This is a genomic window from Bacillus sp. FJAT-27245, assembly GCF_001273955.1.
Taxonomy (GTDB): domain Bacteria; phylum Bacillota; class Bacilli; order Bacillales; family Cytobacillaceae; genus Bacillus_D.
This window is the reverse complement of record NZ_LIGI01000001.1, coordinates 2541266-2564543: the sequence shown is the minus strand read 5'-3', so window position 1 is coordinate 2564543 and position 23278 is coordinate 2541266. Positions and strand designations below refer to the sequence as shown.

Annotated in this window: 26 protein-coding genes; 22 read left to right on the top strand and 4 right to left on the bottom strand. The window is 47.1% G+C overall.

Features of this window, described 5'->3' with window-relative positions:
• Positions 1 to 68: 68 nt before the first annotated feature.
• Positions 69 to 941: a YitT family protein gene (locus tag ADU24_RS12460; RefSeq protein ID WP_053366944.1), complete on the bottom strand. Its 873-nt coding sequence runs from the start codon at positions 939 to 941 to the stop codon at positions 69 to 71.
• Between the two features lie 199 nt (positions 942 to 1140).
• On the opposite strand from ADU24_RS12460, the gene ADU24_RS12455 reads away from it, so the two are divergent.
• From ADU24_RS12455 to ADU24_RS12375, 18 genes are all read left to right on the top strand, one after another.
• Positions 1141 to 1464, top strand: a complete 324-nt coding sequence (locus tag ADU24_RS12455; protein WP_053366943.1) for a nucleotide pyrophosphohydrolase — start codon at positions 1141 to 1143, stop codon at positions 1462 to 1464.
• Between the two features lie 20 nt (positions 1465 to 1484).
• A complete protein-coding gene (dapB, locus tag ADU24_RS12450; protein ID WP_053366942.1) occupies positions 1485 to 2285 on the top strand; it encodes a 4-hydroxy-tetrahydrodipicolinate reductase in 801 nt (266 codons plus the stop codon).
• A 9-nt stretch (positions 2286 to 2294) separates the two neighbouring features.
• A complete protein-coding gene (gene mgsA / locus ADU24_RS12445) occupies positions 2295 to 2714 on the top strand; it encodes a methylglyoxal synthase (RefSeq protein WP_053366941.1) in 420 nt (139 codons plus the stop codon).
• Positions 2701 to 3414, top strand: coding sequence for a bacillithiol biosynthesis deacetylase BshB1 (gene bshB1, locus ADU24_RS12440; RefSeq protein ID WP_053366940.1), 714 nt, complete (start codon positions 2701 to 2703; stop codon positions 3412 to 3414). The genes mgsA and bshB1 overlap by 14 nt, the downstream gene beginning before the upstream one ends.
• Before the next feature lie 2 nt (positions 3415 to 3416).
• Positions 3417 to 4544, top strand: coding sequence for an N-acetyl-alpha-D-glucosaminyl L-malate synthase BshA (bshA, locus tag ADU24_RS12435; protein ID WP_053366939.1), 1128 nt, complete (start codon positions 3417 to 3419; stop codon positions 4542 to 4544).
• Positions 4545 to 4554: 10 nt separating this feature from the next.
• Positions 4555 to 5754 (top strand): CCA tRNA nucleotidyltransferase, encoded by a 1200-nt coding sequence (locus ADU24_RS12430; protein ID WP_053366938.1) that lies wholly within the window; start codon positions 4555 to 4557, stop codon positions 5752 to 5754.
• Positions 5727 to 6725 carry a biotin--[acetyl-CoA-carboxylase] ligase gene (locus ADU24_RS12425; RefSeq protein WP_053366937.1) on the top strand — a complete coding sequence of 333 codons (999 nt, stop codon included), beginning with the start codon at positions 5727 to 5729 and terminating at the stop codon, positions 6723 to 6725. The genes ADU24_RS12430 and ADU24_RS12425 overlap by 28 nt, the downstream gene beginning before the upstream one ends.
• 234 nt (positions 6726 to 6959) lie before the next feature.
• Entirely contained in the window at positions 6960 to 7796 is an 837-nt protein-coding gene (gene panB, locus ADU24_RS12420) for a 3-methyl-2-oxobutanoate hydroxymethyltransferase (RefSeq protein ID WP_053366936.1), read from the top strand.
• Positions 7793 to 8638 (top strand): pantoate--beta-alanine ligase, encoded by an 846-nt coding sequence (gene panC / locus ADU24_RS12415; protein WP_053366935.1) that lies wholly within the window; start codon positions 7793 to 7795, stop codon positions 8636 to 8638. The genes panB and panC overlap by 4 nt, the downstream gene beginning before the upstream one ends.
• 49 nt (positions 8639 to 8687) lie before the next feature.
• Positions 8688 to 9071, top strand: coding sequence for an aspartate 1-decarboxylase (panD, locus tag ADU24_RS12410; RefSeq protein WP_053366934.1), 384 nt, complete (start codon positions 8688 to 8690; stop codon positions 9069 to 9071).
• Between the two features lie 176 nt (positions 9072 to 9247).
• Complete coding sequence (gene dinG / locus ADU24_RS12405) at positions 9248 to 12034, top strand: ATP-dependent DNA helicase DinG (RefSeq protein WP_053366933.1); 2787 nt, start codon at positions 9248 to 9250, stop codon at positions 12032 to 12034.
• Between the two features lie 136 nt (positions 12035 to 12170).
• A complete protein-coding gene (locus tag ADU24_RS22595; RefSeq protein WP_082306896.1) occupies positions 12171 to 12341 on the top strand; it encodes a YpmA family protein in 171 nt (56 codons plus the stop codon).
• Between the two features lie 12 nt (positions 12342 to 12353).
• The gene (locus ADU24_RS12400; protein ID WP_053366932.1) at positions 12354 to 12827 is read left to right on the top strand and encodes a cell wall elongation regulator TseB-like domain-containing protein; all 474 of its coding nucleotides are present in this window, start codon (positions 12354 to 12356) and stop codon (positions 12825 to 12827) included.
• A gap of 20 nt (positions 12828 to 12847) precedes the next feature.
• Positions 12848 to 14041 (top strand): pyridoxal phosphate-dependent aminotransferase, encoded by a 1194-nt coding sequence (locus ADU24_RS12395; protein ID WP_053366931.1) that lies wholly within the window; start codon positions 12848 to 12850, stop codon positions 14039 to 14041.
• 110 nt (positions 14042 to 14151) lie between these two features.
• Entirely contained in the window at positions 14152 to 15444 is a 1293-nt protein-coding gene (gene asnS / locus ADU24_RS12390) for an asparagine--tRNA ligase (protein WP_156324691.1), read from the top strand.
• A gap of 319 nt (positions 15445 to 15763) precedes the next feature.
• Positions 15764 to 16468: a DnaD domain-containing protein gene (locus ADU24_RS12385; RefSeq protein ID WP_053366929.1), complete on the top strand. Its 705-nt coding sequence runs from the start codon at positions 15764 to 15766 to the stop codon at positions 16466 to 16468.
• A 92-nt stretch (positions 16469 to 16560) separates the two neighbouring features.
• Positions 16561 to 17217, top strand: coding sequence for an endonuclease III (nth, locus tag ADU24_RS12380; RefSeq protein ID WP_053366928.1), 657 nt, complete (start codon positions 16561 to 16563; stop codon positions 17215 to 17217).
• Positions 17214 to 17708, top strand: coding sequence for a YpoC family protein (locus ADU24_RS12375; RefSeq protein ID WP_053366927.1), 495 nt, complete (start codon positions 17214 to 17216; stop codon positions 17706 to 17708). The genes nth and ADU24_RS12375 overlap by 4 nt, the downstream gene beginning before the upstream one ends.
• A gap of 53 nt (positions 17709 to 17761) precedes the next feature.
• Here the strand turns inward: ADU24_RS12375 and ADU24_RS12370 are convergent, their stop codons facing one another.
• Positions 17762 to 18106: a hypothetical protein gene (locus tag ADU24_RS12370; RefSeq protein ID WP_082306895.1), complete on the bottom strand. Its 345-nt coding sequence runs from the start codon at positions 18104 to 18106 to the stop codon at positions 17762 to 17764.
• Between the two features lie 4 nt (positions 18107 to 18110).
• Here ADU24_RS12370 and ADU24_RS12365 point away from each other — a divergent pair, with 4 nt between their 5' ends.
• On the top strand, positions 18111 to 18389 hold the full coding sequence (locus ADU24_RS12365) for a DUF1798 family protein (RefSeq protein ID WP_053366925.1): 279 nt from the start codon (positions 18111 to 18113) through the stop codon (positions 18387 to 18389).
• On the opposite strand, the gene yppF is transcribed toward ADU24_RS12365, so the two are convergent.
• Complete coding sequence (gene yppF, locus ADU24_RS12360; RefSeq protein ID WP_053366924.1) at positions 18381 to 18581, bottom strand: YppF family protein; 201 nt, start codon at positions 18579 to 18581, stop codon at positions 18381 to 18383. The two genes, ADU24_RS12365 and yppF, sit on opposite strands and share 9 nt — an antisense overlap.
• Positions 18582 to 18764: 183 nt before the next feature.
• Between yppF and ADU24_RS12355 the strand changes: the two genes are divergently transcribed.
• The 3 genes from ADU24_RS12355 (at position 18765) to ADU24_RS12345 (ending at position 22742) form a co-directional block, all read left to right on the top strand.
• Positions 18765 to 19253, top strand: coding sequence for a YppG family protein (locus tag ADU24_RS12355; protein WP_156324575.1), 489 nt, complete (start codon positions 18765 to 18767; stop codon positions 19251 to 19253).
• A gap of 230 nt (positions 19254 to 19483) precedes the next feature.
• Entirely contained in the window at positions 19484 to 20347 is an 864-nt protein-coding gene (locus tag ADU24_RS12350) for an ABC transporter permease subunit (protein ID WP_053366922.1), read from the top strand.
• Entirely contained in the window at positions 20340 to 22742 is a 2403-nt protein-coding gene (locus tag ADU24_RS12345) for an ABC transporter permease subunit (RefSeq protein ID WP_053366921.1), read from the top strand. Before ADU24_RS12350 ends, ADU24_RS12345 begins: the two co-directional genes overlap by 8 nt.
• Positions 22743 to 22783: 41 nt before the next feature.
• Here the strand turns inward: ADU24_RS12345 and ADU24_RS12340 are convergent, their stop codons facing one another.
• Positions 22784 to 23272, bottom strand: coding sequence for an Hsp20/alpha crystallin family protein (locus ADU24_RS12340; protein ID WP_053366920.1), 489 nt, complete (start codon positions 23270 to 23272; stop codon positions 22784 to 22786).
• Positions 23273 to 23278 lie beyond the last annotated feature (6 nt).

Here is a 23278-nt window from a genome sequence, read left to right as displayed (position 1 = left end):
TTTAAAAGAGCGGGCCAAATGGCTCCGCTCTTTTTCTATTCCTATTTTATTGCTTGCGCATTTTGTTCTTAAATTTCAAACGGGTCTTTGTTCGCGTCGAGTGTAAAGCCCTCGCCAAGGACATCGTGGACAGCCGTAACAGAAACAAAGGCGTGCGGGTCGACCGAGGTCACAACATTCTTTAGCCTGATAATTTCGTTCTTGGGGACAACGCAATAGAGGATTTCCCGTTCGTTTTTTGTAAAATACCCATAGCCTCTCAGCACGGTAACGCCGCGGTCAAGGTCGCTCAGGATTTTTTCCGCAATGTCCGTGTTTTTCTCGGAAATAATCATTGCTCCCCTTGCTGAATAGGCTCCTTCGGCCATTACATCGATAACCCTCGCACCTACGAAAACCGCGACCAGGGTATACATCGCTTCCCGGTAATTCAAGTAGGTTAGGAGCGACGCAAGTATGACAATTGCATCGAACAGGAACATTGTCCGCCCCATGCTGATGCCCCAATATTTTTGGGCTACCCGCGCAATAATATCTACCCCTCCCGAAGTGCCGCCAAATCTGAAAATGATACCGAGGCCGACTCCAATGCAAACGCCGGCGAATAAGGCCGCGAGCAGGAGGTCGTTTTTTAGGGACATCTCAATGGGGAACTTTTGGAATATCCACAAAAACACCGAAACCCCGACAGTCCCAATAACCGTATAAACAAAGGATTTACGCCCAAGCAGCTTCCAACCCATAAAAAAGAGGGGGATGTTTATGAGGAGGTTCGTATAGGCGGGATTGATTTTAAACAAGAAATAAAGTAAAAGGGTAATCCCGGTTACCCCGCCTTCAGCGAGCTTGTTCTGGATATTGAAATTAACGATTCCAAACGACATAATTGCCGTGCCAAGCAGAATGAATAAAATATTTTTCAGTTTAAGGCCAAATATCATGTTGGCTTCCTCCCTTCCCATATTTTGCCCGTCCAAAGCGGATTTAATTATAGCGAATAAAAAGGTTTAGGGCAATTGCGGGTGAAATCCTTCTTGTGCAATAATATTGTAAACGGAAAATAATTTAGCTAACATGAAAGCTATAGCCTTCAGCAAGTTTTTTAAACATGAAATTTACTTACATATTGGAGTGGACTATATGGCTGAAAAGACCATCATGCAACTGCAAAAAGAAGTGGACGAGCATATTGGCCAGTTTAAGGAAGGCTATTTCAGCCCGCTGGCAATGATGGCACGGCTTACCGAAGAGCTTGGCGAGCTGGCTCGTGAAATTAATCATTATTATGGTGAAAAACCCAAAAAAAAGACGGAAAAAGAAAAAACAGTTGAAGAAGAAATAGGCGATTTGCTGTTTGTCCTAATCTGCCTGGCCAATTCCTTGAATATTGACCTTCAGGAGGCCCATGACATGGTTATGGAGAAATTCAGGACAAGGGATAAAGACCGCTGGACAAAAAAATAGACAAGGATGGTGTGACGGGGATGGATAAAATAAAAATGGTTATTGCCGGCCCGCGTGGCAGGATGGGATCGGAAGCTGTAAAGCTCGCTGCCGAGACGCCAGGGTTTGAGCTTGTGGCTGTGCTGGACCGAAAGAACGATGGCAAAAAACTGGGGGATATCGGATATTTTCCTCTTTCTGAAGTCCCGGTTTATTCGGATATAGAAGAATGCCTTCAATCGGTTAAGGCCGATGTTCTCGTCGACCTCACCGTGCCAGAAGCGGGAATGCAGCATGCAAGGGCCGCGCTGGTACATAACGTTAGGCCGGTAATCGGGACGACCGGTTTCAGCCGGGAAGACCTTGAGGAACTAAAGGGACTTTCCGCCGAAAAGGGGCTCGGCTGCATTATTGCACCAAATTTTGCGATAGGGGCCATCCTGATGATGAAATTCGCAAAAATGGCCGCAAAATACTTTGAAAATGTTGAAATTATCGAGATGCACCATGACAAGAAACTTGATGCCCCTTCAGGTACTGCAATTAAAACAGCCCAACTAATCTCGGAGGAAAGGGCGTCCAAAAAACAGGGGCACCCTGATGAGAAAGAAACAATTGCAGGAGCAAGGGGCGCCGATTTCGAGGGAATGAGGGTCCATTCTGTCCGCCTGCCGGGTTTGATTGCCCACCAGGAAGTACTGTTTGGCTCAGAAGGCCAGACACTTAAAATCCGTCACGACTCATACACAAGGGCTTCCTTTATGTCAGGCGTAAAAACTGCCGTGGAAACAGTCATGAAGATCGATTCGTTCGTGTATGGACTCGAAAATATAATGGAATAGGTGAAGACAGTGAATATTGCATTAATCGCCCATGATAAAAAGAAAGACGACCTTGTACAATTTACCGTAGCGTACAAGGATATTTTTGCAAAGCACACCTTGTTCGCGACAGGAACAACCGGCAAGCGGATTGCCGAAGCAACCGGCCTTGAAGTGACGCGGTTCCAATCCGGCCCGTTAGGCGGCGACCAGGAGATTGGCGCAAGAGTCGCCAAAAACCAAATGGATTCGATTTTCTTTTTCAGGGACCCGCTTACCGCCCAGCCTCATGAACCGGATATTAGCGCCCTCCTGCGCCTTTGCGATGTGTATGCCATTCCGCTCGCTACAAATATGGGTACGGCTGAAGTTTTAATTAAGGGAATTGAAGACGGGCATTTGGAATGGCGGGCAATTGCGAGGGGGAGCAAACAAGATGCTACCATTTAATGGGGCCGACATCCTCGCATTTGGCGCCCATGCCGACGATGTTGAAATCGGGATGGGCGGCACGATAGCTAAATTTGCGGCACGGGGAAAAAAAATAGTCGTTTGCGACCTGACCCGGGCGGAACTGTCCTCGAACGGTGACGTTGAAACGAGAATGACGGAAGCAAGGGAAGCGGCGGCCATCCTTGGTGCCGAGCGGCTTGTGCTTGATCTGCCAGATAGGGGACTGTTCATTGAACAGGAATACATAAAGAAAATAGTTACAGTAATTAGAACATACAAGCCAAAAGTTGTGTTTGCGCCATATATGGAAGACAGGCATCCGGACCATGGGAATTGCGCGCGCCTTGTTAGGGAGGCGTTCTTTTCAGCGGGAATCAGGAAATATGAAGATGGGGCCAACTGCCCGCCCCACAAGGCCATGAGCCTACATTATTACATGATCAATGGTTTTCATGCCCCGGATTTCCTGGTTGATGTTTCGGATTATATGGAAAAGAAAAAGGCGGCACTAAATTCATATAAAAGCCAGTTTGTCAAAAGCGCGGAAAGTTTCGATACTCCACTCGTCAATGGATATATTGAATCGATTGAAGCGAGGGAGAGCCTTTTTGGAAAACAGGCCGGGGTCCTGTTTGCAGAAGGATTTAAAGCGAGTGCGCCCCCGGTGCTTGACCTGGATTTGATTGGAGCATATTAGCAATGAGGAAATTAAAAATTGGGATTACATGTTATCCGTCTGTTGGAGGGTCCGGGATAATTGCAACAGAGCTGGGCAAGCTCCTTGCAGAGAAGGGCCATGAAATCCATTTTATTACGTCGAGCATGCCATTCCGTCTCACGAGGATGTCCCATAACATTCATTATCATCAGGTAGAGGTTAATCAATATTCGGTTTTCCAGTACCCCCCATATGACATCGCCCTTGCCAGCAAAATGGCGGAGGTGGCCAATCAGGAATGTCTGGATTTATTGCATGTCCATTATGCGATACCTCATGCCGTTTGCGCCATATTGGCAAAGGAAATGAGCGGCAGGGACCTGAAAATCGTGACAACACTACACGGAACAGATATAACCGTACTTGGAAATGATCCATCCCTTTCAGACGCGATTAAATTCGGCATTGAAAAATCCGATATGGTCACAGCTGTGTCCAACTCCCTTGTATCGCAAACAATGGAGCTTTTACATCCTGATAAGCAAATCGAGACTGTTTACAATTTCATCGATGTGAGGACTTATTTAAGAATCAGGGAAACAGAACTAAGGGATAAACTTGGGATCGGCAAAGAAGAAAAGGTTGTCATCCATGTTTCAAACTTCCGGCCGGTAAAAAGGGTTCCTGATGTCATTCAGGCATTTTCCCGCATCGTTTCAGCGATGCCCGCAAAACTGTTGCTTGTAGGGGATGGCCCTGAAATAAGGAAAGTATTGAAGCTTGTGGCGGACCTTGGCCTAAAGGAGAATGTCCTTTTTCTTGGAAAACAGGACAATGTGGAAGAATTATATTCAATCAGCGACTTGATGCTTCTCCTTTCCGAAAAGGAAAGTTTCGGGCTAGCTGCACTCGAAGCGATGGCATGTGGAGTGCCTTGCATCGGGACTGCGGTTGGCGGCATTCCTGAGGTAATCACCGACGGGGAAAACGGGTTCATTTGCCCTTTGGGAGACATAGAGGCTGTTGCTTCTAAGGCAGTTTCCCTTCTCTCGGATGAAGCCCTCCATAGGGATTTTTCATGCCGGGCTTCGAGTATGGTAAAAGAACGTTTCAATGCGGACAAGGTCGTCGGCCAGTACGAAAGGCTTTATTATAAACTCCTGGAATAGGGTGATAGCAATGGAGAAGCCATTCAATGACGCACTGCCGGTTCTTGATGCAATTCATAAAGCGGGTCATGAAGCGTATTTTGTCGGCGGGTCAGTAAGGGACAGGGTTATGTCAAGGCCAGTTGGCGATATTGACATCGCAACCTCGGCCCGTCCTGAACAAGTCAAGGAAATATTCACAAAAACAATCGATATCGGGATTGAGCATGGTACTGTCCTCGTCCTCCATAAAGGAGGTTCATACGAGGTGACCACCTATCGGACAGAAACGGGCTATACGGATTACAGGCGCCCTGACAAGGTGGAGTTTGTCGCATCGCTTCAGGAGGATCTGAAACGGCGCGATTTTACGATAAATGCGATGGCTATGGACAAATCCGGTGAGCTGATTGACCCTTTCGGCGGCAGCGAAGATATCGGGCGGCGGGAAATCAGGACCGTCGGCGAGCCTGCCGACCGGTTTGGCGAGGACGCACTCCGCATGATGCGGGCCGCCCGATTTGCAAGCCAATTGGGTTTCGAAATTGAAGGGGCCACGTTCGCATCGATGAAAAAGTCGGCCCCTTTGCTTAACCATATTGCTGTGGAAAGAAAAAAAGCTGAATTTGAAAAACTTCTCGGAGGCAGATGGAGGAAAGATGGCCTGGAAATCCTGATGCAAACAGGCATCGTGGACTATTTGCCGGGGTTAAGCGGAAGGGAAGCGGATTTGGAAAACGTGATCAATCTTGATATGGGAAATCTGACCGCAAATGAAATGTGGGTACTGCTCCTCTATTGCCTAGGGTTCGACAAGCCCGAAGCGGATTTGTTTTTACGTTCGTGGAAAATGTCGAATAAGCAGATGGCACTACTGACAAGCCACCTTTTTTACATGAAAGAAAGGATGGAGGCTGATTGGGGTGTTTCCTCGCTGTTCCAAGCCGGAAAAGATGCAATCGCCTCTGTCGAAAGGCTTGTCCAGGCTGCGGGAGGCAATGCAAGTAATGAAACGATGGAAAAATGGCTTTCCGAATATGAGAAGCTTCCAATTAAGGACAAAAATGAACTTGCCGTTTCAGGAGGCGATTTGATTCGCTGGGAAGGAAGGAGCGGCGGCCCTTGGGTAAAAGAAAAAATGGCGGCCATTGAACGGGCGGTGCTTCTTGGGGCTGTGGAAAACAACCAATTAAAGATAAGGGAGTGGCTAGCAAGGTGCAATCAGATATAAGAAAAAAGCTTTTGGATGCGTTCGCTGAAGCGGAGGGCGATTTTTTATCAGGCCAGGCACTCGCAAATCTGATTGGCTGCTCACGCACAGCTGTATGGAAGCATATCGAAGGGCTTCGGGAGGATGGATTCGTGGTCGAAGCTGCCAAAAGGAAAGGGTACCGGCTTGCCGAAACCCCATCAGCTTTGACAGGCGATGAAATCCGGCTTGGTTTGAAAACCCGGTTTATCGGACAAGCGATTCTTTACCGTGAAACGGTCGATTCAACACAAAAGCTCGCCCTCGCTCTTGCACATGAAAACGCACCTGAAGGAACGCTTGTTGTGGCTGACGAGCAAACCGCCGGAAGAGGGAGGATGGACCGGAAATGGTATTCCCCAAAAGGGACCGGCATTTGGATGAGCCTCCTTCTACGCCCTGAAATCCCGCCCCAACAAGCGCCCCAGCTGACACTTTTGGCCGCCGTTGCAGTCGCCCGGGCGATTGAGGAAGCCGCGGGGATAACGCCGGAAATCAAATGGCCCAATGACCTGTTGATTAATGGAAAAAAGATAACCGGCATCCTTACCGAGCTCCAGGCCGAATCGGATAGGATTCACTCAGTCATCATTGGAATAGGCATGAATGTAAACCAGACGAAAGGCGACTTTCCGGATGGCCTCCAGGAACTTGCAACCTCAATAGCGGAAGAAACAGGGAATGAACTATCCAGGCCTATGGTGATCCGCGAATTTTGCGCGCAATTCGAGAAGCTTTACCTTCTTTATCTTGAAAAAGGCTTTTATCCGGTCAAGCTGCTTTGGGAGAGCTATGCCAAAGGAATTGGCGGCATGATAAGGGCCAGGACCTACAACGGCGTCCTCGAAGGCCGCGCGCTCGGAATAACGGATGATGGTGTGCTTGAACTGGAGGATTCAAGCGGCAAGGTCCATTTAATTTATTCAGCAGATATTGACTTTCCCCTTTCCTAGTTTTTTCTATGGCACAGGAAAGGGTTTTTTTGCTATAATTCCTTTGGGCGGTATCCCTGTGAACTGCACCTTTTGCAACGACAAATGAAAAAACGGTTTCTGCCTAGATCCGTAAAGGACCGGGACAGAGGGATTTAACAAATTTTTCGAACGGATCCTCTGCCATCAGCTGGATCTTTTTTATGCTGCCGGCTAATCCGTTTACCCCTCTTCCTCAAAGAAGGAGGATATTCGATGAAACAAACGACAGATTTTTTGAAAATGAAAGAGGCCGGGGATAAAGTTGCCATGCTGACCGCATACGACTACCCATCGGCAAAGACGGCGGAACAGGCCGGGATCGATATGATTCTGGTCGGGGATTCGCTTGGGATGGTCGTGCTCGGCTATGAAACTACCGTACCAGTCACAATCAATGACATGGTCCACCACGCAAAAGCTGTCAGGAGGGGGGCTCCCGATACATTTATTGTCGTGGACATGCCTTTCATGAGCTACCATGTATCAACTGGTGATACTCTTCTAAATGCCGCAAGGATTATCCAGGAGACAGGAGCCCATGCCGTAAAGCTTGAAGGCGCTGATGAAGTGCTTGGGAAAATCAAGGCGCTGACGGCCGCAGGTGTTCCGGTTGTCGCCCATCTCGGCCTGACGCCCCAATCCGTCGGTGTGCTTGGCGGCTACAAGGTACAGGGTAAGGACGCAGAAGCTGCAATCAAACTGATTGAGGATGCTCGCCTTTGCGAAGAAGCGGGAGCATTTGCCCTTGTATTGGAATGCGTTCCAAAAGAACTTGCCGCAGAAGTGTCCAGGAAGCTATCCATACCAGTCATAGGGATCGGGGCCGGATCTGGCGTCGATGGCCAGGTTCTTGTTTATCATGACCTTGTTGGCTACGGTTTTGGAAGGGTCCCTAAATTCGTCAAGCAATACGGCCAGGCAGGCGCTAATATTACAGAAATGATTGGCCAATATATTTCCGAAGTAAAAACGGGCCATTTCCCAGAAAAGATCCATACATTTACGATGAAGGAAGAAGAGCTGCAAGCCCTTTATGGTGCCAAGGAATGAACCTGATTGAAAGCGGTGCTGAACTGCGCCTGGAAATTATAGAACATAAAAGAAAAGGCCTGACGGTTGGGTTCGTCCCGACGATGGGCTACCTTCATGAGGGCCACCTCTCGCTAATTGAAAGGGCGAGGGCTGAAAACGATATCGTTGTCGTCAGCATATTCGTAAATCCGCTGCAATTCGGCCCTTCTGAAGACTATGATTCGTACCCAAGGGACTTGAGCCATGACACCCTGCTCGCGGGGGAGGCTGGCGCCGATTATATATTCGCGCCTTCAGTAAGGGAAATGTATCCCGCCGCTCCATCAGTGACCGTTACGGTGAGGGAGCGGACAGATGTGCTTTGTGGAAAGTCAAGGCCGGGGCATTTTGATGGCGTCGCTACTGTTTTGACCAAACTTTTTAACATCGTCCTTCCTGACAAGGCGTATTTTGGGCAAAAGGACGCGCAGCAAGTGGCTGTTGTCGAGGGGCTTATAAGGGATTTCAATATTCCTGTAAGCCTTGTGCCGGTCGAAACGGTGAGGGAAGAGGACGGACTGGCAAAAAGCTCAAGGAATGTCTTTTTGACACCGGAAGAAAGGCAGGAGGCCACCGCCCTATACGTAAGCCTCCAGGCAGCCAGGGAGGCCATCGGTAATGGCGAAAAAAACCCCGCAACCATAATAGAATTGATGAAAACAATCATTGAAAGCCGGTCGAGCGGGAAAATTGATTATATCGAAATCTACAGCTATCCCGAACTGCAAAGGGTCGAAACGATTGAAGGCCGATTTATCATCGCGCTTGCAGTCCGCTTTTCGGGCGCGAGACTAATTGACAATATGATTTTGAATGCTTAATCCCGGAATCATTCTTTGAGATGATAACCGGGACAGGAGGAGAGAAAAAATGTTCCGCACCATGATGAACGGGAAAATTCACAGGGCAAGGGTAACCGAAGCCAACCTGAATTATGTAGGCAGCATTACAATCGATGAGGACTTGCTTGATGCAGTCGGAATGGTTGCAAATGAAAAGGTCCAAATCGTCAACAATAACAATGGGGCAAGATTGGAAACATATATTATCCCTGGGGAACGCGGCAGCGGTGTCGTCTGCCTGAACGGGGCGGCAGCAAGGCTGGTCCAGGAAGGCGACGTTGTTATCATCATTTCGTATGTCCTCGTACCTGAAGAAAAAGCCGCTTTGCATGAGCCGAAAGTGGCGATTATGGATGAGAATAACCAAATAGTCGAGCTCCTCCATGCCGAGCCGGCCAATACGATTATGTAAAAGAAAACTCCCTTCTTTGGGGAGTTTTCTTTTTGGGTTATGCGTTTTTTAAATGCTTTTTCCTGTTTTCTTTTTTGGCGCAAGGCATTATGCGAAAGCCCTTGCTTTCCCCTGCTTTTTATTTTTCTGTTTTTATGTTACGGTTTTGTTTGAATGAATAGTTGGGGTGTTAAAGAATGGCCAATAAATATGTTGTAGTCGACCTTGAAACGACAGGAAATTCGCCGAAAAAAGGCGACAGGATTATCCAATTTGCCGCCGTGGTGATTGAAAACGGCAAAATTGCCGAAGAGTTTTCCTCCTTCGTCAATCCATTGCAGCCCATTCCTGCATTTATAGAAGAATTGACCGGGCTCAGTGACTCGGATGTGAAGGATGCCCCCATGTTCCATGAAATTGCCGGCAAGGTTTCATCCCTTCTGAAAGATGCCTATTTTGTTGCCCATAACGTCCTCTTCGATCTCGGTTTTTTGCAGGAAGAGCTCATTATGGCTGGAGAAGAGCCATTTTCCGGACCGGTAATTGATACAGTAGAATTGGCCAGGTTCATGGAACCGGAAGCCGACAGCTATAAATTGGCCGATCTTGCGGATAAGGAAGGGCTTTCGCACGACCGACCCCATCAGGCGGATAGCGATGCTTATGTAACAGCGGAGCTGCTCCTTTTGTACATGGATAGAATCCGTGGACTTCCTGGAAAGGTCCTGGCCCAGCTTGCAGCACTTGCCAGTGGGCTAAAAAGCGACCTGCAACTGCTGCTGAACGGAATTGCCCTAAGCAAACCTAACGGCATGGATTTTCCCGATACGCTTGTGTCCGTAAACGGCATCGCCATGAAAAAGCAGCAGGCACCAAGGGAAATCAACAAGGATGGCCGGAACCATTTAAAGTACCCATACAGCCTGGAGGAAAAGCAGGACTTAATACGTCAATCTTCAGCTAGGCTGGAAAGCAGGCTAGGCCAATTTGAGATGATGGACGAAGTGTTTCATTCCTTTGAGAACGGAACCCATGCGTTAATAGAAGCCGGGACAGGGATTGGGAAGTCGCTCGGCTATCTGCTTCCGGCCGCGTATTTTGCAATATGGAACCGCTCAAGGGTAGTCATTAGTACGCATACAATCCAGCTTCAGGAACAGCTGCTAGTGAAGGAAATCCCCCTTTTGGAAAAAATCATTCCTTTTCCGATTAAATCGGCTATCCTTAAAGGGAGGAACAATTACATATCCATAAGCAAGTTTGCCAAAAGCCTTGAAGAGGAAAATGATAATTATGATACGGCTCTTGCGAAAATGCAAATCCTTGTCTGGTTAACAAGAACCGTAAGCGGCGACAAGGATGAGCTGAACCTTTCAAGCGGCGGCCGCCTCTATTGGAATACAATCCGGAATGAAAAAGATAGTCCGCCCGGAAGCAATCCATGGGATGAATATGACTTTTATAAACGGGCCAAGAAGAATGCCGCCGACGCAGACCTGTTGATTACAAATCACGCCCTCATCCTATCGGACCTTGAAGCCGATGGCGCGGTATTGCCCGACTATCATTATGCCGTCATAGATGAAGGCCACCATTTTGAAAAAGCAGCGGGCAAGCATTTTGGGATAAGGGTCGATTATTTAGGGGCAAGGCTGGCCATTGGGCAATTCGGGCTTTTTGAACAGAGGCAGCTCTTCTATAAGGCCGAGAAAGCAATCAGGGGCCTCCCTTTTAGGGATAAGGTTATTTCGGAGGCGAAGCTGAACGAGCTTGTTGCCGGGGTAATCAGTGAGATGGACGAATTTTTCCGGTTGGCGATTGCCTTTGCGGAGGGAAGCGGTAAAAAGTCTCCATTAAAACGGTTGAAATCAGGGATTGGCGAAGCGCGGAACAAAAAGGAGTGGGAGGCGCTTAAACATGCGGCCGACCGGTTTTCATTTTTGCTGAAGGACTTGCATTCTGCCGCCAATGGACTCCTGGGCCTTGTGACAAGGTCAAATTCAAAGGACTCATTTGCCATCTTGGGAAGCCTTTCTTCCTTTCTTTCCGATATTGAATTGCTGCGAAGCGGAATCTGCGAATTCTTTTCAAGCGGGGAAGGCTATGTAAAATGGATTGAAACCGACCTTCGCGCCCCGCAAAATGCAACCGAGCTAATTGCGATGCCCGTCTCGGTCGCAAATGAAATTTCGGAGAATTTTTTCAACGAGAAAAAATCGGTCGTTTTGACATCCGCGACTTTGACTGTGAACAATTCCTTCCGTTTTTCACTTGAAGGGCTAGGAATAGACCCAAGATACGTAAACCTGCTTTCAATCCCTTCTCCTTTTGACTACAGGGAGAATGTGAAATTATTCATATCGACTGACCTGCCCGAAATCAATTCCGTGCCTCAGGACGAATATATCGCCGAAATTGCCGGAAGAATCGTATCAATTTGCGATGCCGCAAAAGGGCGGCTTCTTGTCCTGTTCACTTCCCATGACATGCTGAAGAAGACATATGAACTAGTAAAGGAAAGCGGACTTCTCTCGGAATATGCCTTAATCGCACAGGGAATTACAGGCGGAAGCAGATCCAGGCTTACCAGAAGCTTTCAGAAATATGAAAAGGCGGTCCTTTTTGGGACAAATAGTTTTTGGGAGGGTATCGACATTCCGGGTGAGGGCCTTTCATGCCTTATTGTCGTCCGCCTGCCCTTCAGCCCGCCAGACGAGCCATTTACGAAAGCGAAATGTGGGCTGATTGAAAAAAGGGGAGGAAGGCCATTTTCGGAGTATTCGCTTCCCGAGGCAGTCCTTCGGTTTAAACAGGGTTTTGGAAGGCTGATAAGGACAGGCGCCGACCGGGGGGCAATCGTTGTTTTTGACAAACGAATCAGTGAATCCTCCTATGGGAGGGCGTTCCTCGAGTCCATCCCTCCTGTCGCAATCCGGAAGGCAAGCATCGGCCAGATCGTTGAGGAAATTGAAAACTGGCTGTAAAAAGGCCGCATTAAGATCATTCCACCTTGAAAAATGATTTTGTTTTTTACGAACCAAACTGTTAGCTGATATAATTAGTAAATAAAAAATCTGCCCCAATTCTAATGGCGGGGAAGATTTGCTGGAGGATGTTTTTATGGAAAGTAAAATTGAAATTCTTTCAACTGTAAAAATCGAGAACAGCCCCGACCTGTATAAGGTCGTGGATGCGTTGAACAGGTGCCTGAAGGATCGGGATCTCATGTTTGGCCTTGCGCTTGACAGTGAAGATCAGTCAAAGGCTATATTTACGATTTACCGCACGTAAAGGGGCATGGAAGTGAAAAAAATTATAATCTGCACGATTCTATTTCTCGCGTTAGCCGGGGGAATTGCCGGCTGGATTTATTCCAATGCCACCAGTCCTATCAGGGCGGCTGAACAGAAGGCATTCCAATTAGCCGGGGAAGAAGCGGGAATGATAAAAACGGACCGTTTCTATTTGTATAACGGCAACGAAACAGTTTACGTTGTAAAGGGCACGAATAAAAAAGGACAGGAAATCATCGCCTGGATTCCGCAAAAAGGCGGGGAAGCCGTGGTCAGGAAGCTAGGAGACGGCGTTACGAAAAGCCAGGCCATGAACAAGGTCCAAAATGAAAAACACCCGAAAAAAATCATTTCTGTCAGGCCGGGAATGGAAAAAGGCGTTCCATTCTGGGAGGTCTATTATACGTCGGGGAATGGTTTATTAAATTACTATTACGTGCATTTTGACACCGGAGAAATGTACAAATTAATAGAGAATCTTTAATCAAGTTGGAGGTAACAGAAATGGAAACAAAATTGGCCCGCAGGGTGCTCGCATTGTCCCCATCCCCGACTCTGGCAATCACAGCAAAAGCAAAGGAACTGCAAAGCCAGGGGCATGGAATCATTGGACTCGGAGCAGGTGAACCTGATTTCAACACTCCAGAACATATACTCGAGGCAGCCAAGAAATCGATGGATGAAGGCCACACAAAATATACACCTTCCGCAGGCCTCCCGGAATTGAAAAAAGTGATTTCGGAAAAATTCTCCAAAGACCAGGGAATCAATTACGCGATGAATGAAATCATCGTCGGAAATGGCGCAAAGCATATTCTGTACACACTTTTTCAAGTTTTGCTGGACGAGGGCGACGAGGTGATTATCCCTTCCCCATACTGGGTTAGCTACCCGGAGCAGGTGAAACTGGCCGGAGGTGTACCGGTTATCGTTGAATGCAAGGAAGACAGCCAATTCAAAATCAGCCCGAAGCAGCTTGAAGGCGCCATCTCTGATAAAACAAAAGCGGTCATCATCAATTCTCCCGGAAACCCGACCGGAATGGTTTATTCAAAGGACGAACTTGAAGCGCTCGGTGAAATTTGCCTCAAACACAATGTGCTTATCGTATCCGATGAAATATACGAAAAGCTCGTTTATAGGGAGATTAAACACGTTTCGATTGCCCAAATTTCCCCAGAATTAAAGGAACAAACGATTATCGTGAATGGCGTGTCAAAATCGCATTCGATGACAGGATGGAGGATTGGCTATGCGGCGGGAAATAAGGAAATCATCGAAGCGATGACCAATCTGGCTAGCCACAGCACCTCCAACCCGACTACAACTGCCCAGTACGCAACAATTGAAGCCTACAGGGGTACGCAGGATCCGGTGGAGGAAATGCGCACAGCATTTGAAAGCAGGCTGGAGAAAGTATTCCCTGAACTTGTTGCCATTCCGGGCTTTAGCTGCCTAAAGCCGCAGGGCGCGTTCTATCTATTCCCAAATGTGAAAGAAGCTGTGGAGTCATGCGGGTATAGAGATGCGGATGAATTTTCGGAAGCACTCCTTGTAGAAGCGAAAGTGGCCGTCGTTCCGGGCTCTGGTTTTGGCGCACCGGACAATATCCGGCTTTCGTATGCAACTTCTCTTGAAAATCTCGAAGAAGCCATCCGCAGGATAAAGGCATTTGTCACTGGGAAAATCCGAAAATAGACCTTAGTGGGGGAACTGTTTTCCAGTTCCCTTGCTAGAGGATTTTTACAATTGTATAATAGGGTGATACATAGAAATTGTCTTGCTAGTTTTGGAGGGAAAAAACAGTGATTAAATCAACGATTGCAGAAGTCCACAAATATGTTGGGGAAGAAGTGAAGATTGGGGCCTGGCTTGCCAACAAACGTTCAAGCGGGAAAATCGCCTTCCTTCAATTGAGGGATGGCACCGGATTCATCCAGGGTGTCGTTGTCAAAAATGAGGTTGCCGAAGAAGTATTCCAGGCAGCAAAAACAGTAACACAGGAATCATCCATGTATGTGACTGGCGTCGTCCAGAAGGATGAACGTTCCCCGTTTGGCTATGAATTGAACGTGAAGGGAATCGAAGTTCTTCAGCTAGCATCGGATTACCCGATCACCCCAAAGGAACACGGGACGGAATTCCTGATGGATAACCGGCATTTATGGCTGCGTTCCAAACGCCAGCATGCCATCATGAAAATCCGGAATGAAATTATCCGTGCAACGTATGAATTCTTTAATAATAACGGGTTTGTTAAGGTGGATCCGCCAATTTTGACTGGCAGCTCGCCGGAAGGAACAACAGAGTTATTCCATACGAAGTATTTCGAAGAAGATGCATTCCTCTCCCAAAGCGGCCAGCTTCATTTGGAAGCGGCAGCCATGGCGCTTGGCAAGGTTTTTTCGTTCGGGCCGACATTCCGCGCGGAAAAATCAAAAACGAGAAGGCATTTGATTGAATTCTGGATGATGGAGCCGGAAATGGCATTCACGGATCATGAAGAAAGCCTTGTCGTCCAGGAAGAGTACGTGTCGTATCTCGTTCAATCCGTCCTGAAAAATTGCCAGCTAGAGCTTAAAACCCTCGGCAGGGATGTATCAAAGCTAGAACAAATCAAGGCGCCATTTCCGCGCATTACGTATGATGATGCAATCAAGCTCCTTCATGAAAAAGGGTTTGACGATATCCAGTGGGGTGATGACTTGGGGGCGCCGCATGAAACCGCCATTGCGGAAAGCTATGACAAGCCGGTATTCATCATTCATTATCCTACCGGCCTGAAACCATTCTACATGCAGCCTCATCCGGAACGTGATGACGTGGTTTTATGCGCTGATATGATTGCTCCTGAGGGCTATGGCGAAATTATTGGCGGCTCCGAGCGTATCCATAATTATGATCTGCTTAAAAAGAGGCTGGAAGAGCATAACCTGCCGCTGGAAACATATAATTGGTATCTCGAGCTTAGAAAATACGGCTCGGTCCCTCATTCGGGCTTTGGCCTCGGCCTGGAAAGAACCGTCGCATGGATCAGCGGAGTCGAACACGTCAGGGAAACCATACCATTCCCTCGTTTGCTGAACAGGCTTTATCCATAATTCTTTGTAAAACCCGCCAACTACTCTTTTTGGCGGGTTTCTTATCTCAATAAATAGGAATGGTGAGGATAAAGTTAATTGGTATCATCAAGTTTATTGTATAAGGATGAGTGATGATTTTTACTTGTGGATTGGAGCGGATGGTACCGTACCGTACCGGACTATTTGTGGAAGCTTTCCCCAAGCGATCAGAAACTAACAGATAAGTTAACGTGCCTTAGATAAATAATCAGCCGGCCCGTTTTCCAAAAAAAGAGTCCGCCTGAACACCTTACCTGCCCGGCTTGTTCATGTTATACTGAAAGGGAGGTGTCGAATTATGAAAACGGGTATCCTTGCGTGGATGCATGAAGGAAATGTGACAATACCTTCTTTGCTCTTTTCCGAATACAGGAATTTAAAACTGACTGAATATGACCTGGCCATTGTTTTGAACATACTAGCCTTTACACAGAAAGGGAATAATTTCCCCACCCCGGAAGAGCTTTCTTCGCGGATGACGATTTCCATTAACGAGTGCACCGATTTGCTTAGGAGATTGATTCAAAAAGGCTACATAGAAATCATCGATGAAAGTTCCCCCGATGGTATCCGTTCCGAAAAATACTCGCTGGACCCCCTTTGGGAAAAGCTCGTAGACCAATTCCTATTGAACCAAAAAAGTGAAAAAGAACTTGGCAGAAAGTCCGAAGAATCTGACTTGTACACTGTTTTTGAGAAGGAATTCGGCCGGCCGCTTTCTCCTTTTGAGTGCGAAACGCTCGCGATGTGGGTGGACGATGACAAACACGCCCCGCAAATTATCAAGGCGGCTTTACGGGAAGCCGTCATGTCCGGAAAACTTAATTTCCGTTACATTGACCGCATCCTGTTTGAGTGGAAAAAGAACGGAATAAAAACCATCGAGCAGGCAAGATCGCAAAGCCAGAAATTCAGGCAGCGCCAGCAGGCAAGGCAGAGCTTTCCCGACCGCCAAAGCCAGCCAGCGGCCGCCGTGCCATTTTACAATTGGCTGGATCAGTAATGCCGGTTTCCTTAGCGAGAGAGTAACTTCTCTCGTTTTTGCTTTGCATGGATGAATCGTTTGCGTAGACTAAGAAAAGCAGGTGAACCCTTTTGTTGAACAAAGACCAAATTCGTTTTTGCCTTGATGAAATGGGCCGGATGTTTCCGGAAGCCCATTGTGAATTGAACCATTCAAACCCATTTGAACTGGTTATCGCGGTGGCCCTGTCAGCGCAATGTACCGATGTACTAGTCAATAAAGTGACCGAGTCACTTTTTAAAAAATACAAAACACCCCAGGACTATTTAAACGTCTCTCTTGAAGAATTACAAAATGATATCCGGTCAATCGGTTTATTCCGGAACAAGGCGAAAAACATCCAAAAGCTTTGTTCCATGCTCCTTGAGTGCTATGGAGGGGTAGTTCCAAATGACCGGGATGAATTGACAAAGCTGCCGGGAGTAGGTAGGAAAACTGCCAATGTCGTCGTTTCCGTGGCTTACGGCATTCCGGCAATCGCGGTTGATACACATGTGGAGAGGGTTAGCAAACGGCTTGGAATCTGCAGGTGGAAAGACTCGGTTCTTGAAGTGGAGAAGACACTCATGAGAAAGGTGCCAAGGGATGAATGGTCAATCACCCACCACCGGATGATTTTCTTCGGACGATACCATTGCAAGGCCCAAAATCCCCAATGCCCTGATTGTCCTTTGCTAACCGTATGCAGGGAAGGAAAAAAGCGGATGAAAGGGCTTGTTAAAAAATGACGGAACATGTTCCTTCCAGTTTGGACCATCCGTATTTTAAACAATTAATTGAACGGCCAACCGCCATTACAGCCGATGTCACCTTGTTTTTACATGAAATTGCACATTACTCGGATGGCGGGGGAAATCAGAGGCCATGGGAGAAGCCTGGCCAATCCGTGCCGATGCTATATGATGCATGGGGCTGTTTGCGGGAAGAAATCTCACTAGCTTTTAAAAAGAGGGATAAGGCATTAATTGAATCCTCCATGAGAAAGGGAGTAGGGCTGTTTTTGCATGTTTTGTTCTGGAGCAATGGACAGCCTGTGTCATTGGCATGTTTGCCCGATATCTGCGGCCTGTTCGTAAAACCGGTGAATTGCGGGGACAGGATTCAATTTTTGATGGATCGGCCGGATTTGTTCCATTCCTTTATCCAACTTGGCGAGCTCATGAATGAGCAATATAGGAGTTTTATGGTAAAGCTAGCGAAAGAGAAACATAATCAATAAAGAAGCGCCCGGCTCATTAAGCCAGGCGCTTTCCTTTACTTGTTTTTAAAGAATCAGCCTCCGCCGGTACCGCCGCCAGTGCCACCGCCGGTGCCTCCTCCGCCGGTGCCGCCGCCAGTACCTCCGCCAGTACCACCTCCGCCGGTGCCACCGCCAGTACCACCTCCGCCGGTGCCACCGCCAGTACCACCTCCGCCGGTATCACCGCCAGTGCCTCCGCCAGTATCGCCTCCAGTGCCACCGCCAGTGCCACCGCCGGTGCCTCCTCCGCCGGTGCCGCCGCCAGTACCTCCGCCAGTACCACCTCCGCCGGCGCCACCGCCAGTACCACCTCCGCCGGTGCCACCGCCAGTACCACCTCCGCCGGTATCACCGCCAGTGCTGTCTCTTATACACATCTAGATGTGTATAAGAGACAGGAAAATAAGTGACCAATGGAGGGATGAGGCTTTCCGGCAGGCTGATTTCCTTGATGGAATTGGCATTGGCCAGAGGCAAATTGAGATTGCGCGCGAGCATATTGAAAATCTGTCCATCCAGGCGTTTTTTGTAAAGACAAGCCGCTATACGTTTGTCAATGCTAGCAGGACAGTCGAATATACACTTCATGCTTTACTGGAAAAATTACAGTCCGGCCAACCCGGCAAACCCGCCGGCGGGGCGGGCAAGCGCTTACGTTAAAAGTTTATCTTCGGCGCAATCGGGTACAGTAGCTCCCTCTGCTTCAAGGTCGCGGATAAGCTGCCTGAATTCCAAGGCGGAAATCTCATTTTCAACATAGAGCTTCCTGGCATAATCCCTTAATTCATTGGCACATGCGTCACTATTGCCATGGGTTTGCGAAAAAATGGCCTTCAATTTTACAGTATCCATTCAAAGCGCCCCTTTCAACGTTTTTTCCATCTTACCATGGTACAGGCTGAAATCCTTTTTTTTCAAAAATTGAGACTTCCGACATCTGCCACCATATTCCGACATTACCCTGCTGATGCACCACGTTTCTTTTCGCGACATATTGTATCGTATAGGAGATCGTGTGAGGAGAGGGAGGAAGGAATGCGAGTGAATCGGGAACATTTACGCAGCAATATGTTTCACGGGATGCCACAGCCACTGATGCCACAACAGCAGCCTTACGGATTTTACCCTCCGCAGCCAATGAACATTGGAATGGGGCAGCCATTATATCAAGGCGGTTACCACCCGGGAAACCCTTCCCCGGCTGGAGGCGTTTATCCCCACCAGCAAGCTTACTTCGGGGAACAGGGAAGCCATTTCCTTTTTCAAAACCCGCTTGAGCCGGCCGAGAGTGGCTATCAGACTCCGCAAACAGGCTTTAACCCTTATTTTCCGGTGAACCCATATCCCAAAAATCAATTCCAGCCTAAACAGCCAGGCGCGATGAACTCCGTCCTAAGTTCATTCAAATCACAGGATGGTTCACTGGATATCACGAAAATGGTCAATACGGCTGGCCAGGCAATCAACGCAGTTAGCCAGGCTTCCGCCCTTCTAAAGGGGCTGGGCGGGATATTTAAAGCATAAAGAACAGCGAGCTGGCGCGGGATTACAATAATTACTTTGACATGTTTAACAGTGATCTATTAAAAAAATGCTTGAAGATAAGGAAACAGCAAACCGCTGTTTTCTTTTTTTGGCAATTTTCTTTTCATTTAATTTCAATTATGCTACGTTGAACTATGCCAATTGTTTAAATAATGAGACATTTGTAACATTCTCATAACATTTTCGTCCATATTGGAGGGGGGGACTATATGATACGGCTTATTCAGCAGGGGATTATTATTATCATCCTTATTTTGTTTCTCGCGGCATTGCCTTCATTTTTGCAAATAGACTACAGCACGCAGTCATTAAAATGGAATTTGGAACAGGCGCCAGAACTATTTGGCTCCTTTTTTAGCCATATCTTAAGCGGAAGCCTCGGTACATACGAATTGGCGGGAAGGGAACGGGCCATTTCGGAAGATATTGGAGACAATTTTTTGACGAGCCTCTCCATCATTCTGGCAGGGGTAGGCATTGGGGTTGTGTTCAGCCTTATTTTTGGTATTTTCATAAGCCGTTTTAAGCTGACAAGGCTGGTTAATGTTCTTCTGAATATTCTTGCTGCCGTTCCGGATTTTATCCTGATTATCGTTTCACTTATTATGGCCATAAAATTTTATAAAGCTACCGGCATCAGAGTTGTATCCCTTACGCCAAATGCGGGCGCGCTCAATATTTGGTTCCCTATGCTTTTGACGTCGATTGCGCCGTCGCTCTATTTGTTTAAAATAGTCGCGGTGAAATATTATCAAACAAGCGGGGAGGACTTTGTCAGAACGGCGGTTGCAAAAGGCCTAGGGGCGAATACCATTAATTTTCAGCATGTTTTCAAGAATATTGAACCGTTTATCAACGCTGAATTAACGAAGGTAGTTTCATTGGCGGTCGGAAATCTTTTTATTATCGAATACTTATTGAATGTTCCCGGCATTACGAAATTTATCTTTCTAAATGGGGCAATTCAGCCTGTTGCCATCGGCCTGTTTTCGATGCTCCTTATGTCCCTGATTACGTACGCCGCGGTCAGGATTGCCATTTTTTTATTCAAACGGGGTTTTATCTATGAATAGAATTTTCCAGATAAATTATTCATATTATCTCGGGGTAACTTTTGTCGCCATTCTTTTGTTATTGGCGGCGTTCGGTGGAATTCTTGCGCCTTACAGCTTGTCTGAGCAATTGGAAGCGAAATATGTGGGCGGAACAATTATTGCCCCGCCAATTGAACCATTTACAATGAAGGAATACCCATTGGGCACGAACAGGTGGGGCTATGACCTTTTGACACTTGTACTCCATGGCATACGGTACACTGTCCTGATTTCAATCGCGGTAACGGTATTGAAAATGGCAGCCGGAACGCTGATTGGGCTCTATTCCGGAACAATGAAACGGGTTCCGGGCTGGGTAGTGGCCTTTGAAAATGCGTGGAGCTATGTGCCGTTATTCATTATCCTGTATTTTTTCCTTATTCCGATTAGCATTAACCCGGTGCTTAAGCCGAGTAAATTAATCACTTATTTCATAGTTGCCGCCGCAGTGATCGGCACCCCTAGCATCGTTTCTTCCATTAGGAAAAAAACAGAAGAAATCAGCAAATCCGTTTATGTTGAAGCAGCGAAAAGCCTTGGTGCGGGAAGGAACAGGATTATTTGGCGGCATATTTTTCCGCAGATGAAAGAATCGCTAACAGTCATGTTCATCCTGGAAATTGTTTATGTCATAACGATTATGGGACAGCTCGCCCTCGTCAATATTTTCGTCGGCGGCACAATTATGACCTTCGACCCTGTCATTTATATATCGTTGACAAATGAACTGGCGGGCCTGGTCGGCCAGGCAAGGGGAAATGTGTACGGAACCTATCACGTCCTCCTCGTTCCATTGGCTATCCTTTTGGGTACAACTTTATCGTTCAGCCTGCTCGCAAATGGCCTGAAAAACAGGTTCCAGTCCAATTATCAGCGGATGCCATGGATTAAGACTGGCTTTGAACCGGTCCTACAGCCTAAGCGAAAGGAATTTGGGAAGGCTGTGAAATGGTGGCCGCCAAAAGGGGAAAAACTATTCTTTGCAATCCTGGCCGCTGTTTTGATTTTTTCAGGAACGTTCGTATATGTAACACGGAATAACAATGTTGGCGTGAAAAATTTTAGCCAGGCAGACTATGGCCTGAACGTAAAGATGAATGGAACAGGCAAGTTTTCCATTCAGGCTAAGGTTAATGTGAAAAACATTTCGAAAAAGGAATGGAATGAACTTGTGTTTTACTTTATTCCAAATTCTTTTACGGAGGGCCACCCATATGAAACTGTGAAAGGGCATTCCACGGTCCATTTCACTTCTGTTCGCATTGATGGCAAAAAAGCTTCCTATACACTTGAAAACGATACCCTAAAAGTGAAACTGCCTAAAAAATTGGGCAAAAGGGGCAAAGCGGAAGCGGCCTTCGATTATACTCTTGAACTTCCTGAGGAAGGAAGCAGGCTATCAAGGATAGGGAATCAATTTTATCTTGCCCAATGGTATCCGATGCTTGCCACATTCCAGGACGGAAAATGGAATAAAGGCGAATTTTCTAACGGCCTTGAAACATTCCATACAGGATTTTCCGACTATACTGTAAGATATGAACTTCCAAAGGGCTATTCGTTCATTTCTACTTCTGATGGCGATCCCGTATCCGAGACCCGGAAAGGGGAAGTGAAGGCGAAAAAAGTAAGGGATTTCTTCATTGCCATCACAAATGATATGAAGGTTTATAAAACAGATTCCAATGGAGTATCAATCAGGCTTTATACAAAAGAGGACCATAATCGGAATCCGAGAGAGGCACTTGAGCTCGCCAAAAACGCCCTTTCCTTTTTTCAAAAAAATATCGGCGAATATCCACATAAACAGCTCGATATTGTCCTCGATCTTGGCCAGAACATGGAATACCCGGGAATCGTAACAGTAAACCCTTACCATGAATTTGATAAATTTTTCAATATTTCAATCGTCCACGAAATCGCCCACCAATATTTTTATGGGGTTGTCGCAAACGATCCATTTAACGAACCATGGATTGATGAAGGGTTTACCGAGTTTGCGACCAATATGTATTTTTACATTAAAGAGGATGAGCCTCTTGGCATCGCCCAGGAGCTGACGGTTAACAGAATGAAAAACATCGAGCAGGCCAATATTAGCCGGCAACACTCCAATACCCCGGTGGACAAAGTCAAGCATACAGGATTTGTCTACGGACAGCCGGCCCTAAAGCTGTTCAAGCTAATTGAAGACCATCGTTATGTAAGGGAAGATGGTGATGTGAAGACAACTGCGATGCACTATTTATCGGATTATTATAAGCGGTTCAGCTATAAGGAAGTCGATACAAATGAATTCTTGCGGTTCACGATGGACTATTTCAAAGTGCCGCGGGGATATTTCAATGATTGGCTCGATACTTCAACAGAATGAGGAAAAAGGGTGCGGCCATTGCCGCACCCTTTTATTTGGTATTATGGCTCTATCCTCAGCTGCTTTCCTTTGTCAATTGGTAGTCGAATCGTTAAAAGGCCATTCCGAAAAGTTGCTTTCGCCTTATGTTCAAGGACAGCTTTTGGAAAGGAAATCGACCTTGAATCAAGTTTTTTCGTAACTCGTCGCCTAAAACTCCCTGCAGTTTCATCCGATTCGGTTAGCTCCTCACGGTTTTCAACGGCTATCACAACCCGGTCGCGGAATATGCCAATCTGGATTCGCTCCCTGTCAACCCCTGGGAGTTTGGCGGTAACGACGTATTCATCAGGCGTTTCCTCCACATCGGCATGAAAAGGTACAGCTGAAAACGGCATTTGGAAAAATTCATCAATGGACTGCAAAAAACCTCTTACGGGCGGATATTGGAAAAAATCATTGAACGAACGGATCACTGTATCCAACGGCTCTGCTGGCAGCCTTTCCTGCTTTCTTTGATTGTTTTTTTTCTGCACTTCATCCTCCGGCACGTTGAT

What these genes read in the sequence shown, in the direction of transcription:
- ADU24_RS12460 (WP_053366944.1), bottom strand. Translation starts at nt 941, where the DNA reads ATGATATTTGGCCTTAAACTGAAAAATATTTTATTCATTCTGCTTGGC.
- ADU24_RS12455 (WP_053366943.1), top strand. Translation starts at nt 1,141, where the DNA reads ATGGCTGAAAAGACCATCATGCAACTGCAAAAAGAAGTGGACGAGCAT.
- dapB (WP_053366942.1), top strand. Translation starts at nt 1,485, where the DNA reads ATGGATAAAATAAAAATGGTTATTGCCGGCCCGCGTGGCAGGATGGGA.
- bshB1 (WP_053366940.1), top strand. Translation starts at nt 2,701, where the DNA reads ATGCTACCATTTAATGGGGCCGACATCCTCGCATTTGGCGCCCATGCC.
- bshA (WP_053366939.1), top strand. Translation starts at nt 3,417, where the DNA reads ATGAGGAAATTAAAAATTGGGATTACATGTTATCCGTCTGTTGGAGGG.
- ADU24_RS12430 (WP_053366938.1), top strand. Translation starts at nt 4,555, where the DNA reads ATGGAGAAGCCATTCAATGACGCACTGCCGGTTCTTGATGCAATTCAT.
- panB (WP_053366936.1), top strand. Translation starts at nt 6,960, where the DNA reads ATGAAACAAACGACAGATTTTTTGAAAATGAAAGAGGCCGGGGATAAA.
- panC (WP_053366935.1), top strand. Translation starts at nt 7,793, where the DNA reads ATGAACCTGATTGAAAGCGGTGCTGAACTGCGCCTGGAAATTATAGAA.
- panD (WP_053366934.1), top strand. Translation starts at nt 8,688, where the DNA reads ATGTTCCGCACCATGATGAACGGGAAAATTCACAGGGCAAGGGTAACC.
- dinG (WP_053366933.1), top strand. Translation starts at nt 9,248, where the DNA reads ATGGCCAATAAATATGTTGTAGTCGACCTTGAAACGACAGGAAATTCG.
- ADU24_RS22595 (WP_082306896.1), top strand. Translation starts at nt 12,171, where the DNA reads ATGGAAAGTAAAATTGAAATTCTTTCAACTGTAAAAATCGAGAACAGC.
- ADU24_RS12395 (WP_053366931.1), top strand. Translation starts at nt 12,848, where the DNA reads ATGGAAACAAAATTGGCCCGCAGGGTGCTCGCATTGTCCCCATCCCCG.
- ADU24_RS12385 (WP_053366929.1), top strand. Translation starts at nt 15,764, where the DNA reads ATGAAAACGGGTATCCTTGCGTGGATGCATGAAGGAAATGTGACAATA.
- ADU24_RS12375 (WP_053366927.1), top strand. Translation starts at nt 17,214, where the DNA reads ATGACGGAACATGTTCCTTCCAGTTTGGACCATCCGTATTTTAAACAA.
- ADU24_RS12370 (WP_082306895.1), bottom strand. Translation starts at nt 18,106, where the DNA reads ATGTGTATAAGAGACAGCACTGGCGGTGATACCGGCGGAGGTGGTACT.
- ADU24_RS12365 (WP_053366925.1), top strand. Translation starts at nt 18,111, where the DNA reads ATGTGTATAAGAGACAGGAAAATAAGTGACCAATGGAGGGATGAGGCT.
- yppF (WP_053366924.1), bottom strand. Translation starts at nt 18,581, where the DNA reads ATGGATACTGTAAAATTGAAGGCCATTTTTTCGCAAACCCATGGCAAT.
- ADU24_RS12355 (WP_156324575.1), top strand. Translation starts at nt 18,765, where the DNA reads ATGCGAGTGAATCGGGAACATTTACGCAGCAATATGTTTCACGGGATG.
- ADU24_RS12350 (WP_053366922.1), top strand. Translation starts at nt 19,484, where the DNA reads ATGATACGGCTTATTCAGCAGGGGATTATTATTATCATCCTTATTTTG.
- ADU24_RS12345 (WP_053366921.1), top strand. Translation starts at nt 20,340, where the DNA reads ATGAATAGAATTTTCCAGATAAATTATTCATATTATCTCGGGGTAACT.